This window comes from Bradyrhizobium oligotrophicum S58 (genome assembly GCF_000344805.1).
In the GTDB taxonomy this organism is placed as follows: domain Bacteria; phylum Pseudomonadota; class Alphaproteobacteria; order Rhizobiales; family Xanthobacteraceae; genus Bradyrhizobium; species Bradyrhizobium oligotrophicum.
Window position 1 is genome coordinate 4,477,959 of the sequence record NC_020453.1, and the last position, 19,430, is coordinate 4,497,388.

The 19,430-nt window shown below is 65.1% G+C and carries 14 protein-coding genes and 1 tRNA gene; 6 read left to right on the forward strand and 9 right to left on the reverse strand.

What is annotated here, in order from left to right; genetic code table 11:
• The first annotated feature begins 119 nt into the window (after positions 1–119).
• Entirely contained in the window at positions 120–299 is a 180-nt protein-coding gene (locus S58_RS19260; protein ID WP_042339906.1) for a hypothetical protein, read from the forward strand.
• Positions 300–359: 60 nt separating this feature from the next.
• Here S58_RS19260 and S58_RS19265 read toward each other — a convergent pair whose 3' ends face one another.
• Positions 360–2,117: a methanol/ethanol family PQQ-dependent dehydrogenase gene (locus S58_RS19265; RefSeq protein ID WP_015667035.1), complete on the reverse strand. Its 1,758-nt coding sequence runs from the start codon at positions 2,115–2,117 to the stop codon at positions 360–362.
• A 92-nt stretch (positions 2,118–2,209) separates the two neighbouring features.
• On the reverse strand, positions 2,210–2,785 hold the full coding sequence (locus S58_RS19270; protein WP_015667036.1) for a QcrA and Rieske domain-containing protein: 576 nt from the start codon (positions 2,783–2,785) through the stop codon (positions 2,210–2,212).
• Between the two features lie 599 nt (positions 2,786–3,384).
• On the opposite strand from S58_RS19270, the gene S58_RS19275 reads away from it, so the two are divergent.
• Positions 3,385–3,458: transfer RNA gene (locus S58_RS19275), tRNA-Cys, on the forward strand.
• Positions 3,459–3,506: 48 nt separating this feature from the next.
• Here S58_RS19275 and S58_RS38640 read toward each other — a convergent pair.
• Genes S58_RS38640 through S58_RS19300 form a run of 6 tightly spaced genes read right to left on the reverse strand, consistent with a single transcriptional unit; the run spans position 3,507 to position 13,705 of the window.
• Positions 3,507–3,680: a hypothetical protein gene (locus S58_RS38640; protein WP_015667037.1), complete on the reverse strand. Its 174-nt coding sequence runs from the start codon at positions 3,678–3,680 to the stop codon at positions 3,507–3,509.
• Positions 3,681–3,730: 50 nt separating this feature from the next.
• Positions 3,731–4,471, reverse strand: a complete 741-nt coding sequence (locus S58_RS19280; protein ID WP_015667038.1) for a tRNA-uridine aminocarboxypropyltransferase — start codon at positions 4,469–4,471, stop codon at positions 3,731–3,733.
• 39 nt (positions 4,472–4,510) lie between these two features.
• Positions 4,511–7,615, reverse strand: a complete 3,105-nt coding sequence (locus S58_RS19285) for an efflux RND transporter permease subunit (RefSeq protein WP_015667039.1) — start codon at positions 7,613–7,615, stop codon at positions 4,511–4,513.
• Positions 7,615–10,743, reverse strand: a complete 3,129-nt coding sequence (locus tag S58_RS19290) for an efflux RND transporter permease subunit (RefSeq protein ID WP_015667040.1) — start codon at positions 10,741–10,743, stop codon at positions 7,615–7,617. Before S58_RS19290 ends, S58_RS19285 begins: the two co-directional genes overlap by 1 nt.
• Before the next feature lie 30 nt (positions 10,744–10,773).
• Positions 10,774–12,192 carry an efflux RND transporter periplasmic adaptor subunit gene (locus S58_RS19295; RefSeq protein WP_015667041.1) on the reverse strand — a complete coding sequence of 473 codons (1,419 nt, stop codon included), beginning with the start codon at positions 12,190–12,192 and terminating at the stop codon, positions 10,774–10,776.
• The gene (locus tag S58_RS19300; RefSeq protein WP_015667042.1) at positions 12,182–13,705 is read right to left on the reverse strand and encodes an efflux transporter outer membrane subunit; all 1,524 of its coding nucleotides are present in this window, start codon (positions 13,703–13,705) and stop codon (positions 12,182–12,184) included. The genes S58_RS19295 and S58_RS19300 overlap by 11 nt, the downstream gene beginning before the upstream one ends.
• Positions 13,706–14,002: 297 nt before the next feature.
• Between S58_RS19300 and S58_RS19305 the strand changes: the two genes are divergently transcribed.
• From S58_RS19305 to S58_RS19320, 4 genes are all read left to right on the forward strand, one after another.
• Positions 14,003–15,316 carry an NAD(P)/FAD-dependent oxidoreductase gene (locus tag S58_RS19305; RefSeq protein WP_015667043.1) on the forward strand — a complete coding sequence of 438 codons (1,314 nt, stop codon included), beginning with the start codon at positions 14,003–14,005 and terminating at the stop codon, positions 15,314–15,316.
• Positions 15,317–15,323: 7 nt separating this feature from the next.
• Entirely contained in the window at positions 15,324–16,169 is an 846-nt protein-coding gene (locus tag S58_RS19310) for a DUF1365 domain-containing protein (RefSeq protein ID WP_015667044.1), read from the forward strand.
• A gap of 111 nt (positions 16,170–16,280) precedes the next feature.
• Positions 16,281–17,513, forward strand: a complete 1,233-nt coding sequence (locus S58_RS19315) for an SAM-dependent methyltransferase (RefSeq protein WP_015667045.1) — start codon at positions 16,281–16,283, stop codon at positions 17,511–17,513.
• Positions 17,514–17,592: 79 nt separating this feature from the next.
• Positions 17,593–18,627, forward strand: a complete 1,035-nt coding sequence (locus S58_RS19320) for a cysteine synthase A (RefSeq protein ID WP_015667046.1) — start codon at positions 17,593–17,595, stop codon at positions 18,625–18,627.
• A gap of 56 nt (positions 18,628–18,683) precedes the next feature.
• Here S58_RS19320 and S58_RS19325 read toward each other — a convergent pair whose 3' ends face one another.
• The gene (locus tag S58_RS19325) at positions 18,684–19,427 is read right to left on the reverse strand and encodes an amino acid ABC transporter ATP-binding protein (RefSeq protein WP_015667047.1); all 744 of its coding nucleotides are present in this window, start codon (positions 19,425–19,427) and stop codon (positions 18,684–18,686) included.
• Positions 19,428–19,430 lie beyond the last annotated feature (3 nt).

Genomic DNA, 19,430 nt, shown 5'->3' on the forward strand with positions numbered 1-19,430 from the left:
CGAAAGGCAGCGGTAACCAATTAGGCCTTTCATCCTGGATCGTTAGAATTTGAACGATCCGCTCAATTTGAACAAAGTGGAGTTTTGCGATCGTCGCTCGCAGTTTGCGCGAGGGCACGATGAGCGAAGCCGAATACGAATTGTTGCTGGACGTCGTAAGAACGGCTATTGCGCCTGAGCCTGAGACCGATTCCATGGCCCGCTTGTTTTCAATCTCGCATCTCCCCAAGGCTGCCAACGACAACCATGGCGCTTGGCCGCTGATCCCCTTCCCTGATGGCTGGTTCGCGGCTTGCTGACGCGATCGGTGATTCGCGCGCGGCGACGGCGCAAGCCGCCGCCACGCAGGATCAATCCGGCTACTTCTTGACGGCGAACACCCAGACCACACCGCCTTGCGGAACGTTGTCTTCGAGCCCGATGTTGCCCTTGGCGAGGGCATCCTGGATGCGCTGCGCGTCGACGCCCCAGCCGGACTGCACCGCGATGTATTGCGTGCCGTCGACCTCATAGGCGACCGGCATGCCCATGATTCCCGAGTTGGTCTTCTGCTCCCACAACAGCTCTCCGGTCTTGGCATGGAAGGCTCGGAGCATGCGGTCGTTGGTGCCGCCGACCAGAACGAGGTCACCGGCCGTCGCCGTCACCGAACCGAACAGCTGCGACTTCGGGAAATTGTGCGCCCACACTTTCTTGCCCGTTGCCGGATCCCACGCCTGCAGCTCGCCGAAATGATCCGCGCCCGGCCGCACCGTCAGCCCGATATCCTCGGGCTTGGTGCCGAGCCAGAGCTGTCCGGGAACCAGCGGCACCTTCTCGCCCGTGAAGCCGCCGCAGAAATTCTCGTTCGCCGGCACGTAGACGAAGCGGGTATTCTGGCTGTAGGCGGCCGACGGCCAATCCTTGCCGCCCCACAGCGATGGACAGAAATCGACGCGCTTGCCCAGCGTCGGCTTGTGCTCGGGATCGACGATCGGCCGTCCAGTCTCGGGCTCGATGCCCTTCCACACGTCGGTGTGGACGAAATTCCAGCCATTGACATAGTTGATCCGCTCCGGCGTCCGCTCGAGCACCCAGAAGATCGCGTCACGGCCGGGATGAATCAGGCTCTTGAAGCTGCGGCCGTCACGCTGCAGGTCGACCAGCATCGGCGCATCGACCTCGTCCCAGTCCCATGAGTCGTTCTGGTGATACTGGAAATGCGTCTTGATCTTGCCGGTCGCCGGATCGAGCGCGATCACCGAGCTGGTGTAGAGATTGTCGCCGGGATGCATCCCGCCGGGCCAGGGTGCGGCGTTGCCGACGCCCCAATAGACCGTCTTGGTGTCCTTGTCGTAGGTGCCGGTCATCCAGGCCGAGCCGCCGCCAGACTTCCAGTCGTCGCCGCTCCAGGTGTCATGCCCCGGCTCGCCTTCGCCCGGAATGGTGAACGTGCGCCACAGCTCCTTGCCGTCCTCGGCGTCGTAGGCGACGACATAGCCGCGCACGCCGAACTCGCCGCCGGAGCCGCCGACCATCACCTTGCCGTCGACGATGAGCGGCATCAGTGTCAGATACTGCCCCTTCTTGTAGTCCTGGACCTTCTTGTCCCACAGCACCTTTCCGGTCTTGGCGTCGAGCGCGACCAGATGATCGTCCGTCGTGGCAAGATACAGCTTGTCCTGCCACAGGCCGACGCCGCGATTGGTCGGATGCAGCTGGAACAGATCCTCAGGCAGCTCCCGCTTGTAGCGCCAGTACTGATCGCCGGTCTTGGCGTTGAGCGCGATCACCTGCCCCATCGGCGTGGTGATGAACATGACGCCGTTGTTGACCAGCGGCGGCGCCTCATGGCCCTCGATCACGCCGGTGGCGAAGGTCCATGCCGGCACCATGTTCTTGACGTTCGTGGTATTGATCTGATTGAGCGGGCTGTAGCCTTGGCCATCATAAGTCCGGCGATACAGCATCCAGTTGCCGGGCTCCGGATTTTCGAGCCGCGCAGGCGTGACCGGACTGTAGTTCTCGATCGGGCCGGCGACGGCAGCGGGTGCGGTGAGACAGGTGAACGCGACGGTGCTCGAGAGCAGCCATTTCTTGACGGCACATGTCTTGACGGCGGTGGACGTGATGGTCATGGACAAACCTCCCCTGCTTACGTTTTCGCTTGATTGATTGTCGTGACATTTCGTCGTGACGATGCGAGTTCCGGTAGGCATGCGCGTTCTCGTCAGCCCTGCTGGCCACCTACCTTTCCGATGAAAGGCGCAGCGATGACGAGCGCACCGTCTCTGATCACCAGGGGCAGCGCGGCAAGCCGCCGCGGTGCGGGGCCGAACACGACCTGAGCGCCGCGCCGAGGGTCGTATTCGGAGTTGTGGCACATGCACTTGAAGACATCGTCGTTGCCCTCCGTGGCCTTGATCCAGGCCGTGACCGGGCATCCCGCATGCGAGCAGATCGCCGAGTAAGCAACGATGCCGTCCGCCGCGCGCGGAAGCGTGTCCTCATCGAGCTCGCGCGGATCGAGCCTGATGACCAGCACCTCGTTCAGCCGCGATCCGTCGCGGACGATCGCGTTCGCAGCATCCTTCGGCCACGCATGAATCGGCGGCTCGCCGATTTTCAAATCGTTCGGCGTGATTGTCTGTCCTTCGCGCTCCCCTTCCGAGAACACGAGCAGGTCACCTTTTTGCGGCCGCTTCTCCTTGCGCGGATCATCGTCATCAGCCGCAGCGCTCGCGACCGACGCGCAGGCAGCAAGCGTGCCGAAAACCACCGAGCGCCGTGTCGGGTGATCGTGCATGTGAGATCTTTGCGTGTGACGTTGTGTGAATCGCCGGAGTGCTGCTCTTCAGCCAACGTCCCGCAGCACACGCTGACATAGAGTAATTAGAACAACACAACCTGACGAAATCAAGGCGCGCAGCGCGATTTCGCCGCGATGTTTTCAACTATCGTCGCTGCTGCGCGTCATTGCTGACGCGAGAGACGCTCGCACGCAGCATGGTTTCTTGCGTCAGAGAGCCGTCGTCTGCTCAGGTGATCCATCATGGAACAGTATTGTTCATGTTCATCCGTGGGTTCGGCATGTGCGGGATCTTAATCCGCGGACTACCAGCGCAGGCGGTGTCCACATCGAGAGCTGTTGGCGGCAGAGTGTCCGAATGTGGCGCGCCAGCCGCGATCGCGACAGATCGAGCGGACCGACGGGCGCCAGCGTCTGCTGTGGCGGATCGGCCGTTGAAGCAGAGGTGGCGCCGGCTGGATCGCGTTTCCGGCAACGGTCCGCTGCGCGCGATCACCGGCTGCGCGAGCGTTCAAGACCGTTCCGCAAGACGTGTGCACCCCCTGACGAGAGTGGTTGCCTAAGCGCGGGATTGCCTATAATGCTCCGCACACAGGGGCCACGTGGCGGAGTGGTTACGCAGCGGTCTGCAAAACCGTTTACACCAGTTCAATTCTGGTCGTGGCCTCCACTCAATCAAATCAAGCGGTTGGACCACTCGTCGCGCGCGATATCGGCGCTAGATGGGCAGATCGTCGATGCCGCCGGGATAGCTGACCTGGGCGCGCGGCCAGGTCAGAACCGACCCCCGCTCACCGGCCGAGACACCGGCCCGATCGGAACCGGACCTTCCGGCCAGCCGGGGCGCGTAATCGCGAAACTGCACCACATTGGACTTTTCTGCTTCCTGCATGGCTCTCATCCTCGTTCCATGCTGCAATGCAAGAAGCGTACCCCCGGTTCCTAAACCCGGCGTTTACGGCCGCGCCAATCCGGCTTGCGGGACTTGGGCTTAGGCGTCAGCTCGGGCTGATCCTTTTCCACCTCCCGATACCGCGCCAGCATGCGCTCGAAGCTCGCATCGAGGCTTGAGGCGATCTCCGGCCGGCGTTCCAGCGCGGCCATCAGCAGGCCTGCCGCCTCGATCGTCGACAGCCCGTCCCGGCGCGGCTCCCGGCGCAGCCGGCCGTAGCGCGAGGGCTGGCGCGGTCCGAGGATGACGCGCTGGCATTTCAGCATCCACGGATTGCGCCACCACAGCGCCTTGGCTTGGCTCCAGGTGCCGTCGAGCAGAATCACGCCTTCGATGGATTTGAGGATGGCGCGCTGGTTGTCGGCCACTTCGCCCTTGCGGGTCAGCGCGAGCACCTCGCTCTCCGGATCCAGCTCGGCCGCCTTGGCCGAGCCAAGATAGAGAATCGCCCAGCGTGCGGGATCGGCGACCGGCCGTCCCAGCGCCTTGGCGAGGCTCGGCCAGGACAGCCCGACCTTGACCACGGTGTTCTTGAAATGCTGCGCGGCGAGCCGCGCAGTGCCGAGCGCGCGGTCCTGCTCCTGCGGGTGCTGCAGGATCAGGAGTCCCAGCCGGCTCTCCAGCGGCGTCACGCTGTCGCAGATGCAGAGCGGCAGCGGCTTCTGGCAGCGCGGGCAGTCGGGAGGCGCCTCGGTGGCGAGCGGCGGGTGATCGTGTGGCAGGTCTGACATGGCGCGGCTATACGCGCCCGCGGACAGCCCGACAACGGCTCATTCGGCCGGGGCTGCGAGCGGCTCCGGCGCCGGGCGGCGGCGCAGCCGGTCGATCAGCAGGTAGATCACGGGCGTGGTGTAGAGGGTGAGGATCTGCGACACCAGCAACCCGCCGATGATCGTGATACCTAGAGGCCGGCGCAGCTCGGTGCCGGGACCGGTTGCGATCACCAGCGGCAGGCCGGCGAACAGCGCGGCGAGCGTCGTCATCAGGATCGGGCGGAAGCGCACCCGGCAGGCCTCGAAGATCGCGTCCGCCGAGGACATCCCGCGCTGGCGCTCGGCCTCGAGCGCGAAGTCGACCAGCATGATGCCGTTCTTCTTGACGATGCCGATCAGCAGGATGATGCCGACGAAGGCGATCACGGTCAGCGGCGTATTGGTGACCTGCAAAGCGAGCAGCGCGCCGAGCCCGGCCGACGGCAGGGTCGAGATGATGGTCAGCGGATGCGCCAGGCTCTCATAGAGCACGCCGAGCACGATATACATCGCGACCAGCGCGAACAAAATCAGCAGCGGCTGACGCCCGCTGCTCTTGTTGAAATCGCCCGCGTTGCCGTCGAAGCTGCCGCGGATGCCCTCGGGCATGTGCAGCTCGTCGACCGCACGCTGGATGTTGGCGGTCGCGGCCTGCAGCGGCACGTCCGGCAGCAGGTTGAACGACACGGTGGTCGAAGGGAACGATTGTGAGTGATACACCGCGAGCGGCGACAGGCCGCGCTCGGCCTTGACCAGCGCCGACAGCGGGACCTGCGCGTCACCTGCTCCGGCCACGTAGATGCGTTCGAGGTTCGAGGGATCAGTCTGGAATTTCGGATCGATCTCCAGCACCACCATGTACTGGTTGCGCTGGCTGTAGACGATCGAGATCTGGCGCTGCGCGAACGCGTTGTTCAGCGCGTTGTCGATGTCCTGGACGCGGACACCGAGGCTCGCCGCCTTCTGCCGGTCGATCCTGAGCGCAAGCTGCAAGCCCCCGGGATCGCGGTCGCTGGAAATGTCGGTGATGCCCTCGACGGTCTCCAGCCGCTTGGCGACGATGGGCGCCCATTTCTGCAGCAGATCGAGATCGGGGCTGCTCAGTGTGTACTGATAGTCGGAATCGCTCTGCCGGCCGCCGGCGCGGACGTCCTGCGCGGCGAACATGAAGAGACGGATACCCGGCACCATTGCGAGGTTGCGCCTGAGACGGTCGATCACGGCCTGGGTCGAGACGCCCTCGCGCTCCGCGGGCGGCTTGAGGTTGATGAACATGGTGCCGCGGTTCGACGTGGCGCCGCCCGGCCCGCCCCCGCCGCCGATGGTCGAGCCGATCCCGGCCACGGCCGGATCGGCCATCACGATGTCGGCGAGCCGCTGCTGCAGCCCCAGCATCGACTGGAACGAGATGTCGGCCGAGGCGCGGGTCGCGCCGATGACGAAGCCGGAATCGTCGGTCGGGAAATAGCCCTTGGGCACCTTGATGTAGAGCGTCACCGTCAGCGCGATGGTGGCGAAGAACACGACCAGGGTCAGGAACGGGAAGACCAGCACCGCGCGCAAGGTCCAGGCGTAGAAGCGCACCATGCGCGACAGCGCGCCTTCGACGATCCGGTCGAACCAGGTGGCACGATCGGAGATCGCCTCCTTGACGTAGTGCGCGCAGATCATCGGCGTCACCGTCAGCGACACCAATGTCGACACCACGATCGCAAAGGTCAGCGTCAGCGAGAACTCGCGCAGCAGCCGCCCGACCACGCCATCCATGAAGATCAGTGGCACGAAGGCCGCAACCAGCGACAGGCTGATCGACAATACCGTGAAGCCGATCTGACGCGCGCCGTCGAGCGCGGCCCGCATCGGCGGCAAGCCATGCTCGAGATTGCGGTACATGTTCTCGATCATGACGATGGCGTCGTCGACGACAAAGCCGACGGAGATCGCCAGCGCCATCAGCGACAGGTTGTCGATCGAGAAGCCGGCGATCCACATCGCAGCGCATGTGCCCGCGAGCGCCAGCGGCACCGAGACGCCCGCCGCGACCGTCGGCACCAGACGGCGCAGGAACACGAACACCACGACCATGACCAGCACCGCAGTCGCGAGCAAGGTCCATTGCATGTCCTCGACCGAGGCCCTGATCGTGCCGGTGCGGTCGACCAGGGTTGCGATCTCGATGCCGACCGGAATCCACTGTTTGAGCTCGGGGATCAGCGCCTTCACGCGATCGACGGTCTCGATGACGTTGGCATCGCCCTGCTTGGCGATCTGGATCAGCACCGCCGGCTGCTTGTTGAACCATGCGATCGAGCGCACGTTGCGCACGGAATCCTCGACATCGGCGACATCCGACAGCCGGACGAAGCTGCCATTGTTGCTCTTGATCAGGATGTTGCGGAATTCGGCCGCGGTCCGCATCTGCCGGTTGATGGCGATGGTCTCGCTCTGCCGTCCGCCTTCGAAGATGCCGACCGGCCCGATCGGATTGGCATTGATGATCGCGGTCCTGACGTCGTCGGTCGCAATGCCGGCATTGGCGAGCGACACCGGATTGAGCGCGATGCGCACCGCCGGCTGGTCGGCACCGCTCACCGTGACGTTGCCGACGCCGGGCACCTGGAACAGCCGCTGCGCCAGCACAGTGTCGGCGACGTCATACATCGCGCTCGGTGTCATCGTCTTCGAGGTCAGGGCCAGAACGAACACGGGAGCAGCGGCCGTGTTTGCCTTGCGGAAGCGCGGCAACGCCGGCAGGTCACTCGGAAGATCCGACAGCGAGGCGTTGATGGCGGCCTGGACGTCACGCGCCGCCTTGTCGATGTCGCGGCCAATCGAGAACTGGATCTGGATGTTGGTCGTGCCGAGCGAGCTCGTCGAGGTGATCTGGTCGACGCCCGCGATCTCGCCCAGCCGCCGCTCCAGCGGCGCCGCAACGGTGCCGGCCATGACGGAGGGATCGGCGCCCGGCCGCGATGCGCTGACGAAGATCGACGGAAAATCGACGTTCGGCACCGGCGCAACGGGAAGGAAGATGTAGGCGACGATCCCGACCAGGAACAGGCCGATCGAGAGCAGCGTGGTGCCGACCGGCCGACGAATGAACGGCTCGGAGATCGAGGCCATCACTGGATGCCTTCGGTCGCACCCGCAATCGGCGGCGACGGCAGGTCGGGCGCCGGCGGCACGGCGGCTTCGAGGCGGCGATTGATGCGGTCGAGCGCGAGATAGATCACCGGGGTCGTGTACAACGTCAGCAACTGGCTGAGCAGCAGGCCGCCGATGATGGAGATGCCCAGCGGGAAGCGCAGCTCGGAGCCGGTGCCGCTCTCGATCGCCAGCGGCAGCGCGCCGAACAGCGCGGCCAAGGTCGTCATCATGATCGGGCGGAAGCGCAACAGGCACGCCTGGACGATGGCGTCATAGGGCGTGCGGCTCTCGTGCCGCTCGGCCTCCAGCGCGAAGTCGATCATCATGATCGCGTTCTTCTTGACGATACCCATCAGCAGAATGATGCCGATCAGTCCGATCACCGAGAGATCCTGGCCGAACAGCATCAGCGCGAGGATGGCGCCGACGCCGGCCGACGGCAGCGTCGACAGGATCGTGATCGGATGGATGTAGCTCTCATAGAGCACGCCGAGCACGATGTAGATCGTGATGACGGCGGCCAGCAGCAGCCAGGGCTGTCCGGCCAGCGACTTGGCGAATTCCGCGGCATCGCCCGAGTACACGCCGATGATGCTGCCGGGCATGCCGATGCGATTCTCGGTGGCGTGGAGCGCGTCGACGGCCTCGCTCAGCGCGACGCCGGGCGCGAGGTTGAAGCTGAGCGACACTGCCGGGAACTGCGCCTGATGCGAGATCGCGAGCGGCGCGGTGGTGCGCTTCAGGCTCGCGACGGCCGAGAGCGGCACCTGGCCGCCGGCGCCCGGCAGGTAGAGTTTCGACAGGATCGAGGGATCGCGCTGATACATCGGCAGCGCCTCCAGCACCACGCGGTACTGGTTGGCCTGGCCGTAGATCGTCGAGATCTGCCGTTGCGCGAAGGCGTCGTTGAGGGTGTCGGTGACGCCCTGCAGGCTGACACCGAGCTGGCCGGCCCGCTGGCGGTCGATCGTCAGCTCGGCGCGCAGGCCGCCGTCCTGGGCCTCCGACGAAACGTCGCGGAACAGCGGATCGCGCCGCATCTCCGCCACCAGCTGGCCCGCCCATTTCGACACCTCGCCGGCATCGGCGCCGGTCAGCGTGTACTGATATTGCGAACGGCTCGCCTGGGTCGAGATCTGCACGTCCTGGACCGGCTGGAAATACACGGTCATGCCGGGCACGCCGGACGTCTTCTGCTTCAGCCGGTTGATGACCTCGGCGACGCCGTGCTGCCGCTCTCCGAGCGGCTTCAACGTCATGACAAGCCGGCCGACATTGGTGGTCGGATTGACCGATCCGGCGCCGATCACCGAGACCACGCCGACCACGTCGGGGTCTGCCTGGATTGCCGCCGCCACCTCGGCCTGACGCTTCGTCATCTCTGCAAACGACACATCCGGGCCGGCTTCTGTCACCGCCGTGATCGAGCCCGTGTCCTGCAGCGGCAGGAATCCCTTCGGCGCGACGACGTAGAGCGCGAGCGTCGCCGCCAAGGTCGCGAAGGTCACGACCAGGGTCTCGGTCTGCCGGTCCAGCACCCAGAGCAGGCTGCGGTGATAGAGCGCGACGGTGCGATCGATGAAGCGGCTGATCGCGTTCAGCCCCGGCAGCACCCATTCCTCGCTGGCATGCTTCAACAGCCGCGAGCACATCATCGGCGTCAGGGTCAGCGACACCACCGCCGACGTCACCACCGCGATCGTCAGGGTCAAGGCGAATTCGCGGAACATGCGGCCGACGAGCCCCGACATGAACAGCAGCGGGATGAACACGGCGATCAGCGACACCGTCAGCGAGATCACGGTGAAGCCTATCTCCCGGGCGCCGCGCAGCGAGGCGTTCATCGCGCTCTCGCCCTCCTCCATGTGGCGCACGATGTTCTCGATCATGACGATCGCATCGTCGACGACGAATCCGGTGCCGATCGTGAGCGCCATCAGCGACAGATTATCCAGGCTGAAGCCGGCGAAATACATCACGCCGAAGCTCGTGATCAGCGACAGCGGCAACGCCACCCCGGCGATGATCGTGGCGCGGAGCGAGCGCAGGAACAGCAGCACGACCAAGGTCACCAGCACCACGCTCAGCACCAGCGTGAACTGCACGTCGTGCACCGAGGCGCGGATCGTCACGGTGCGGTCGCTGACGATGTTGAGCTTGACGCCCGCCGGGATCGTGCGCTGCAGCTTGGGAATTTCCTCGCGGATCTGGCGCACGACGTCGATGACGTTGGCGCCGGGCTGGCGCTGGATATCCAGGATCACGGCCGGCACGCCCTGGTACCAGCCACCGGTGCGGTCGTTCTCCAGTCCATCCACGATGGTGGCGACATCGCCGATCGTGACCGGCGAGCCGTTGCGGTAGGCGATGATGATCGGCCTGTAGGCGTCGGCTGCGGCGATCTGGTCGTTGGCCGTGATCAGATAGGACTGCTGCGCCCCGTCCAGCGAGCCCTTGGGACCGGAAACGTTGGCGCCCGCTATGGCGCTGCGCAGATCCTCCATCGAGATGCCGTAGGCGGCGAGCCGCGCCAGATCGGCCTGCACCCGCACCGCCGGCTTGAGCCCGCCGAGCACCGACACGCGACCGACGCCGGCGACCTGGCTCAGCCGCTGCGCCATGATCGTGTCGGCCAAGTCGCTCATCGCGCGCAGCGAGATCGTGTCCGACGTCAGCGCGAGCGTCATCACCGGGGCATCCGCCGGATTGACCTTGGCGTAGGTCGGCGGATAGGGCAGCGACTTCGGCAGCACGCCGGCGGCGGCATTGATGGCGGCCTGCACGTCCTGCGTCGCACCGTCGATGTCACGTCCGAGATCGAACTGCAGCGAGATCTGGCTGACGCCGAACGAGCTCGTCGAGTTCATGGCCGAGAGCGATGGGATCTGCCCGAGCTGGCGCTCCAGCGGCGCGGTGATCAACGAGGCGATCACGTCGGGGCTCGCCCCCGGCAGTTGCGTCGTCACCTGCACGGTCGGGAAGTCGACCTGCGGCAGCGCCGAGACCGGCAGCGCGAGATAGCCGAGCAGGCCGCCGATCAGGAGCGCGACGCCGAGCAGCGACGTTGCGATGGGACGGCGGATGAAGGGTTCGGAGACGCTCATCGCAACCTGCTCGTCACTCTCTAGGTCGCGTCATGGCTGCGCTTTCGCGCCGCGACCTGCCTCATTACCTCCCTGGGGCGCCGCGGCGCCGGCATCCGTCGCGCCTTCGGCCTGCGGTCGGCGACGCCGTTCGCCATCCTTCGGCGCGCCCTCGGGCGGTGCACCTCCCTCCTTCGCCTGATCCTTGCTCTGTTCCTTGCCTTGGTCCTTTCCTTGCGGATTGCGGCCGCGCTTGCGTGGCGCCAGATCGGCCTGCGGCGTCTGCTCGGCGCGTCCGACCACCACTTTGACGCCGTCGGCGAGGTTAGCAAAACCGGTCGTCACCACGCGGTCCGAGGGGCTCAAGCCGCTGGCGATCACGGCCTCGCTCTCGTTCTGCTGCACGACCGTCACCGGATGCGCCGAAGCGATGTCGCCCTCGCCGATCACGTAGCTGAAGGTGCCCGCGGGCCCGCGCTGCACGGCCGAGGTCGGCACCGTGACCGCCTGCGACAAGGTCTCGACCTTGAGGCGGACATTGACGAACTGGCCGGGCCAGAGCTGGAATTTGGCATTCGGGAATTCCGCCTTCAGCTTCAGCGTGCCGGTCGTCTGGTCGACCTGGTTGTCGATCCCCCGCAGCGTGCCGGTGTCGATCACCGTCACGCCGTCATTGCCGAACACGTCGACCGTCAGCGATCCCTTGGCCGCCGCCGCGTTGACGCGCATGATCTGTTGCTGAGGCAGGCTGAACTGCACGGCGATCGGCTGCAGCTGGGTGACGACGACGACGCCGGTCGCGTCGGAGGCATGAACGATGTTGCCCTGGTCGACCTGGCGCAGCCCCGCACGACCGGCGAGCGGCGCCACGATCTTGGTGTAGCTCAGCGTCGCCGCCGCGTTGTCGATGGCGGCCTGGTCGGCCTTGATCAGCGCCTGCTGCTGCGCCACGACAGCGCGCTGCGTGTCGGCCTGCTGCTTGGAGCCGGCATTGCTGGCGGCGAGCTGCTCGTAGCGGGCGAGGTCGAGCTTCTGGTTGGCAAGCTGCGCCTCGTCCTGCGCCTTCTTGGCGACGGCCTGATCGTACTGCGCCTGATAGATTGCCGGATCGATCTCGGCGAGCACGTCGCCCTTCTTGACGTCCTGGCCTTCGACGAAATTGACCGCGATCAGCTTGCCGTCAACCTGCGAGCGCACCGTCACCGTGTTGAGTGCGCGCACCGAGCCGACGCCGTCGAGATAGACCGGCACGTCCTTGACGGCCGGCGCGGCGGCGAGCACGGGGACGGGAAGATCGGGCCGGGCGAAGCGGTTGTTGGCCTGCTGCTTCTGCTGCATCGCCGACCAGCCGATATAGCCGAGGCCGCCCAGGATCAGCAGTGTGATCGTGATCGACACCAGCCGCCGTGCCACGCTGGACCGCGCCCGCTTCACTGCCGCTGCTCCCTTCTCGTCCGGTTTAAAGAGCATCGGCCGACTTCTCCATGCGCGGCTCCCAGCCGCCGCCGAGCGCCTGGTAGAGGCTCACGAACGCCTGCAGGCGCGCGAGCTGCGCCTGCCATAGCGCGTCCTCCGCCTGGAACAGCGTCAATTGCGTGTTCAAGACGGTCACGATGTCGGCAGTTCCTGCGCGCAGTTGCTGCTCGGAGAGCTGGAAGGCGCGGCGCGAGGCGGCAACGACGTCCCGCTGCAATTGCAACTTGATCGTGGTCTGCTTGATCGAGAACAGCGCGTTGTTGACGTCGGTGAACGACTGGATGACCGTCTTGCGATAGGTCTGCAGCAGCTCGTCCTGGCGGGCCTTGGCGTTCTCGAAATTGCCCAAAATCCTGCCGCCATCGAAGATCGGCTGGGTCAGGCTGCCCGCGAGGCTGAAGAACGCCGCATGCGGCTGAAACAACGACACCAGTGCGGCGCTCTGGTAGCCGCCATTGCTGGTCAGCTGGATGCTGGGAAAGAACTGCGCCCGCGCGCTGCCGACGTTGGCCGTGGCCGACGCCAGCTGCGCCTCCTGACGGCGGATGTCGGGCCGTTGCGTGAGAAGCTCGGACGGCAGCCCCGGGGTCACGCGCGGGGTCCTGATCTGGTCGAGCGAGCCGCCGCTGACCCGGATGCCCTCGGGCGAGCGCGCCACCAGCACGGCCAAGGCATTGACGTTCTGGTCCAGCGTCTGGCGCAGCGGCGGCACTGCCGCCTTCTGATTGGCCAGCACGCTCTCCTGCTGGGCCACATCGAGATCATTGCCCGTGCCTGCCGCCCGGCGCTCCCGGATCGCATCGAGCACGCGCGTGGCGCTGGCGATGTTGCGCTCGGCGGTGCGAATCCGATCCTGCGCGGCCAGAACCTGGAAATAGGCGTTGGCGACGGTGGCGAGCGTCGTCAGCTGGGTGACGTCGCGGTCGAAGCGGTCGGCCACCGCAGTCTCTTCGGCGGCCTGCAGCGCATCGCGGTTCTGGCCGAAGAAGTCGAGCTGATAGCTGGCCGCGAGCGAGGCCTGATAATTGACCACCTCGCGGCCACCATTGGTGAGCCCGCTCGAGCTCGAGCCGGAGGTGCGCGAATAGGTCTCCTGCCCCGTGGCCGACAGGCTCGGCAGCAGCGCGGCACCGGCCTGCCGCGCCAGCGCGTCGGCCTGCCTGAACCTTGCCACCGACGCGGCGATATCGAGGTTCACGGTCTGCGCTTCTTCCATCAACTGGGTGAGCTCGCGCGAGCCGAAGCCCCGCCACCAGTCCAGGGTCGGCGGTGCCGCCATATCGGCCCCCGATGCCGCCTTGTAGCGCCGGGGCATATCGAGGGCGGGATCTGGGATATCCTGTGTCAGCAGGCAGCCGGCCGAGCTTGCCGCCAATCCGATCGCTGCCATCCAGCGGGCGAAGCGCCGAAGGATCGCCGGAGCACGACTCTCCTGGCTCCCGGCGACGATCCGCGTGTCAGCGGACGCGCGGCAAGGCTCGTCGACGGCGATCGGCACGATGGACACTGGCGTGATGCTTCCCTGTATTATTGGGAATCATTCTAGCCCCAGCCCACAGCGCCGCACAGCCCCGCAGGCCCCCTGTCCCCCGTCGTCGGCGGTCCCGACAAAGACCTCGGAATTGACGAATCTCCCGTGATTCAGCGGGTTTTTACGTGGACAAGGCCGCAGGAGTCCGGCTGCAGCCTTACCAAGATTTCATCTGTCGACCGCCATTTTGGGCCGGGTGTGACGCCGGAAGCGCGCTGTGAAACCCTTCGACCCCGGCTCCGTAACTTGCATGTGAGCTTCAGGGGGGCATCTATGCGAGTTGCAGTGGTCGGAACGGGTATTGCGGGGAATGCCGCAGCCTGGTCCTTGGCGAAGCGTTATCCGATCACCGTCTACGAGCGCGATCTCCGCCCTGGCGGCCATAGCCACACCGTGACGATCGATTATGAGGGCGTCCCGGTTTCGGTGGATATCGGCTTCATTGTCTACAACGAGCTGAACTATCCCGAACTGACGGCGCTGTTCGATCACCTCGGGGTCGAGACGGTCGAGAGCAGCATGAGCTTCGCCGTCACGGCGGATGCCGGCCGCTTCGAGTGGAAGGGCGGCGGCGACAGCTGGTTCGACACCGCGAAAGGGCTTTTCGCCCAGCCGAGCAACCTGCTGTCGACGTCCTATCTCTGGATGCTCAGGGACATCCTGACCTTCAACGAGCAGAGCACCGCCGACTTCAAGGCCGGCCGTCTCGAGGGCCTCACGCTCGGCGACTATTTCCGCCGCAACCATTTCGCCCCAAGGCTCCTCACCGATTATCTGGCGCCGATGGGGGCCGCGATCTGGTCGGCGCCTGCGTCCGAGATGCTGGACTTTCCGGCCGAGAACTTCGTCGCCTTCTTCAGCAACCATCGGTTGCTGCAGTATGATCGCCCGGTCTGGCGCACCGTCAAGGGCGGCAGCCGCCGCTACGTCGAGAAGCTGACATCCAGCTTTCGCAGCCACGTCAGGCTCGGCAGCGCCGTCACCCGTATCGAACGCACGGCCCATGGCGTCGTCGTCCAGGACAGCAGCGGCCACCGCGACACCTACGATCACGTCGTGATCGCCGCACATAGCGACCAGGCCTTGTCGATGCTCGCCGACGCGGATGCGCACGAGCGCAGCGTCCTCGGCGCAATCAAGTATTCGCCCAACACGATTTATCTGCATCGCGACAGCAGGCTGATGCCGAAGCGCCGCCGCGCCTGGGCCTCATGGAATTTCCTGCGCTGGCAGCGCGAGGGCACTCCGATGAACGACGTTGCCGTGACCTATTGGATGAACAATCTGCAGGGCATCGACCACGACAAGCCGCTGTTCGTGAGCCTCAACCCACCCTTCGCTCCGTCTCCGGAGCTGACCTTCGGCAAATATGTCTGTGAGCATCCGCAATACAACGCTGCCGCCTTTGCGGCGCAGAAGCGTCTGGCAGCGATTCAGGGGCAGCGCCACACCTGGTTCTGCGGGGCCTGGACCGGCTATGGTTTCCACGAGGACGGGCTGCGCTCGGGCCTCGCTGTGGCGGAGGCGCTCGGCGCCAGCGTACCGTGGCGCGGGCTTGCCCCCGAACTCGCCGAGGCTGCGGAATAGACGCGACATGGACATGGACAACTCGGGACAAAGCGATCGAACGGCGGCCGCCGCTCTCTATGTCGGCGACGTCATGCACGCGCGCATGCGCCCCACCGCGCATCGTTTTCAGTATCGCGTGATGAGCCTGTTGATCGACCTCGGCCGGCTCGACCAGGCGGATCGGCAATCACCGCTGTTCGGGGTCAACCGCCGCGCGCTCTACAGCTTTCACGAGCGCGACCATGGCCGGCGCGACGGATCGTCGCTGCTTGCCTATGCACAGGCCTGCGCGGCGGAGCACGGCGTCGATCTCACCGGCGGATGCGTCCTGCTGCTGTGCTACCCGCGGCTGCTCGGTTATGCGTTCAATCCCCTGTCGGTGTACTTCTGCCACCGTAGCGACGGAACCCTGGCGCTGATGATCTACGAGGTCCGCAACACCTTCGGCGAGATCAAGCCCTACGTGCTGCCGGTCAAGCCGGGTGAGCTGTCAGCGGCCGGGTTACGCCAGGAGCAGGACAAGACCTTCTATGTCTCGCCATTCATCGACATGGCGATGCGCTACCATTTCCGGGTCATGCCGCCCGGCGACAATGTGAAGTTGCGGATTCTCGAAACCGGCGGCGACGGCCCCCTGCTCGCCGCAACCTTCTTCGGCCGCCGGCGCAGGCTGACCTCGCGCTCCCTGCTGGCGGCTTTCGCCTCGCTTCCGCTCGTCTCGTTCAAGATCTTCGGCGCCATTCATTGGGAGGCGCTGCGGCTCTGGATGAAGGGCATTCGCCTCGTCCCGCGCGGCGAAATCACCGCAAGTCGCGGATCAGATACCGGCTTGGCGGGAAACGACGGCCACGCTTATATATCTCGACGCTGACCGGAAACGGCCGGCGCGCTCTGCTTCCGTCATCCCCGCCCGATCAGGTGCCACACGGCATCCCGCGGGAGAGAGGTGGGCGCTGAGCCGTTTGCGTGAATGGACCTGCCAATGCCGGACGTCATCCCAGTCACTCCTGACACCATCGACAAGGTGCTTGCCGATCTTCCCCGCCTGCCCCGCCTCGCTTTGGGCTTCGGCTCGCGCTTGCGGAAAGGCACGCTCGACGTGACCCTGCCGGACGGACGGGTGGTCCGGCTCGGCGGCGTCGAGCCCGGGCCGGCCGCCGCAATGATCCTGGCCAATTACGGCTTCGCATCGCGCCTGCTCAACGGCGGCGACATCGGCATCGCCGAGGCCTATCTGAACGGCGACTGGGATACGCCGGACCTGACGCAGTTTCTCTATCTGTTCTGTGTCAATCAGCATCTCCTACAGTCGATGCTGGAGGACAAGCCGCTGATCCGGTTTGCGCAGCTGGTGCGGCACTGGTTCAACCGCAACACCAGGCGGCAGGCACGGCGCAACATCTACGCCCATTACGACATCGGCAACGCGTTCTATTCGGCCTGGCTCGATCCCAGCATGACCTACTCGTCGGCGCTGTTCGAGGAGAACACCACGGACCTGACGGCCGCGCAGACCAACAAATACAAGCGGCTCGCCGAGGCGATCGATCTCAAATCCGGCCAGACCCTGCTCGAGATCGGCTGCGGCTGGGGCGGCTTCGCCGAATATGCCGCCAAGACCTTCGGCGCCAAGGTCGTCGGCCTGACGATCAGCGAGCAGCAGCGTGACTTCGCGCAACGCCGCATCCAGGAGGCCGGGCTCACCGAGAAGGTCGAGATCCGCCTGCAGGACTATCGCGACGAGCGCGACCGCTACGACCGCATCGCCTCGATCGAGATGATCGAGGCGGTCGGCGAACAGTTCTGGCCGAGATATTTCTCGCAGTTGCGAGACCGCCTGCTGCCTGGCGGCCTGGCTGGCGTCCAGGCGATCACCATCCAGGACAGCCTGTTCCAGCACTATCGCCGTGAGGTCGACTTCATTCAGCGCTACGTCTTCCCCGGCGGCATGCTGCCGACGCCGCAGATCTTGAAGTCGCTCGGCGAGCGGTTTGGCATACCCGTCATCCGCGAGCGCATCTTCGGGGAAGATTATGCCAAGACGCTCGCGATCTGGCGAAGCAATTTCCGGGAGGCGTGGCCGGACCTCACACCGTCCGGATTCGACGAGCGCTTCCGGCGGCTGTGGGAATATTATCTGTCCTATTGCGAGGCAGGTTTCCTCTCAGGGAACATCGACGTCAGGCAGGTCGTTTTCGCCAAGTCAGGATCGTGACGCCGCGGCTTACACTCCTCTGGATATCGGGCTAGGGTCCTCTTAAGTCTGGCTGAGGAAACACTACGGTATCTGCACAATGACCATTCATAACGACGTCGTCGCGGCGATCGGCAATACGCCCCTGATCAAACTGAAGCGCGCCTCGGAAGCGACCGGCTGCACCATTCTCGGCAAGGCCGAGTTCATGAACCCGGGACAGTCGGTCAAGGATCGCGCCGGCAAGTGGATGATCCTGGAGGCCGAGAAGCGTGGCGATCTCAAGCCGGGCGGTCTCGTGGTGGAAGCCACCGCCGGCAACACCGGCATCGGTCTCGCGGTCGTCGCCAGCGCGCGCGGCTATCGCACGCTGATCGTGATTCCGGACAGTCAGAGTCAGGAGAAGAAGGACACGCTGCGGCTCTGCGGCGCCGAGCTCGTCGAAGTCCCCGTGCTGCCCTTCAGCAATCCGAACAACTATCAGCATGTCGGCCGCCGCCTCGCTGATGAGCTGCGCAAGACCGAGCCGAATGGCGTGCTGTTCGCCGACCAGTGGAACAACCTCGACAACGCCAAGGCTCACTACGAATCGACGGGGCCGGAGATCTGGCAGCAGACCGACGGCAAGGTCGACGGCTTCATCTGCGCGCTCGGCACCGGCGGCACGATCGCCGGGACGAGCCGCTATCTGAAGGAGAAGAACAAGAACATCGTCACGGCCTGCGCCGATCCGCACGGCTTTGCGATGTACGAATGGTTCAAGAACGGCGTCGTCAAATCCACGCCCGGCGATTCCATCACTGAGGGCATTGGCATCGGGCGCGTGACCCCGGTCATCGAGACAGCGAAGGTCGACACCGCGTTCCTGGTCTCCGACGAGGACGCCGTCAACACCATCTATGACCTGTTGCAGCACGAAGGCCTGTGCCTGGGCGGATCGACCGGCGTCAACGTTGCCGGCGCAGTGCAGCTGGCAAAGCAGCTCGGCCCGGGCCATACGATCGTGACCATCCTGTGCGACTCCGGCAATCGCTATCAGTCGAAGCTGTACAACCCCGAATTCATGCGTTCGAAGAATCTGCCGGTGCCGACCTGGCTGGAGCGGCGCAGCGGCATCAAGCCGCCGTTCGTGTGAGGGCAAATAGCGAATAAGGCTTCGTCCCTATTCGCAACTCGCTATTCGCTCGTTCGTCAGTGCCGCAAGATTTGGCTCAAGAACAGCTTGCTGCGTGCATGCTGCGGGTTGGCGAAGAATTCCTGCGGCGTGTTGGATTCGATGATCTGACCGGCGTCCATGAACACGACGCGGTTGGCGACCTCGCGCGCGAAGCCCATTTCGTGGGTGACGACGAGCATCGTCATGCCCTCCTTGGCGAGGTCGACCATGGTATCGAGCACCTCTTTCACCATCTCGGGATCGAGCGCCGAGGTCGGCTCGTCGAACAGCATGACCTTGGGGTTCATCGTCAATGCGCGGGCGATGGCGACGCGCTGCTGCTGACCGCCGGACATCTGCCCCGGGTATTTCTGCGCCTGATGCGGGATCTTGACCCGCTCCAGGAACTTCATCGCGGTCGCCTCGGCCTCCTTCTGCGGCATGTTGCGCACCCAGATCGGCGCCAGCGTGCAATTCTCCAGCACGGTGAGGTGCGGAAACAGGTTGAAGCTCTGGAACACCATGCCGACCTCGCGGCGGACCTCGTCGACCCGCTTAAGGTTCGGGCCAAGATCGATGCCGTCGACATTGATCTCGCCCTCCTGGAATTCCTCCAGCGCGTTGATGCAGCGGATCAGGGTCGACTTGCCCGAGCCCGAGGGACCGCAGATCACGATGCGCTCACCCTTGGCGACCGACAAGTTGATGTCACGCAACACATGGAATTCGCCGTACCATTTGTTCAGGGCGGCAATGCTGACGATCGAATTTGCAGTCATGGA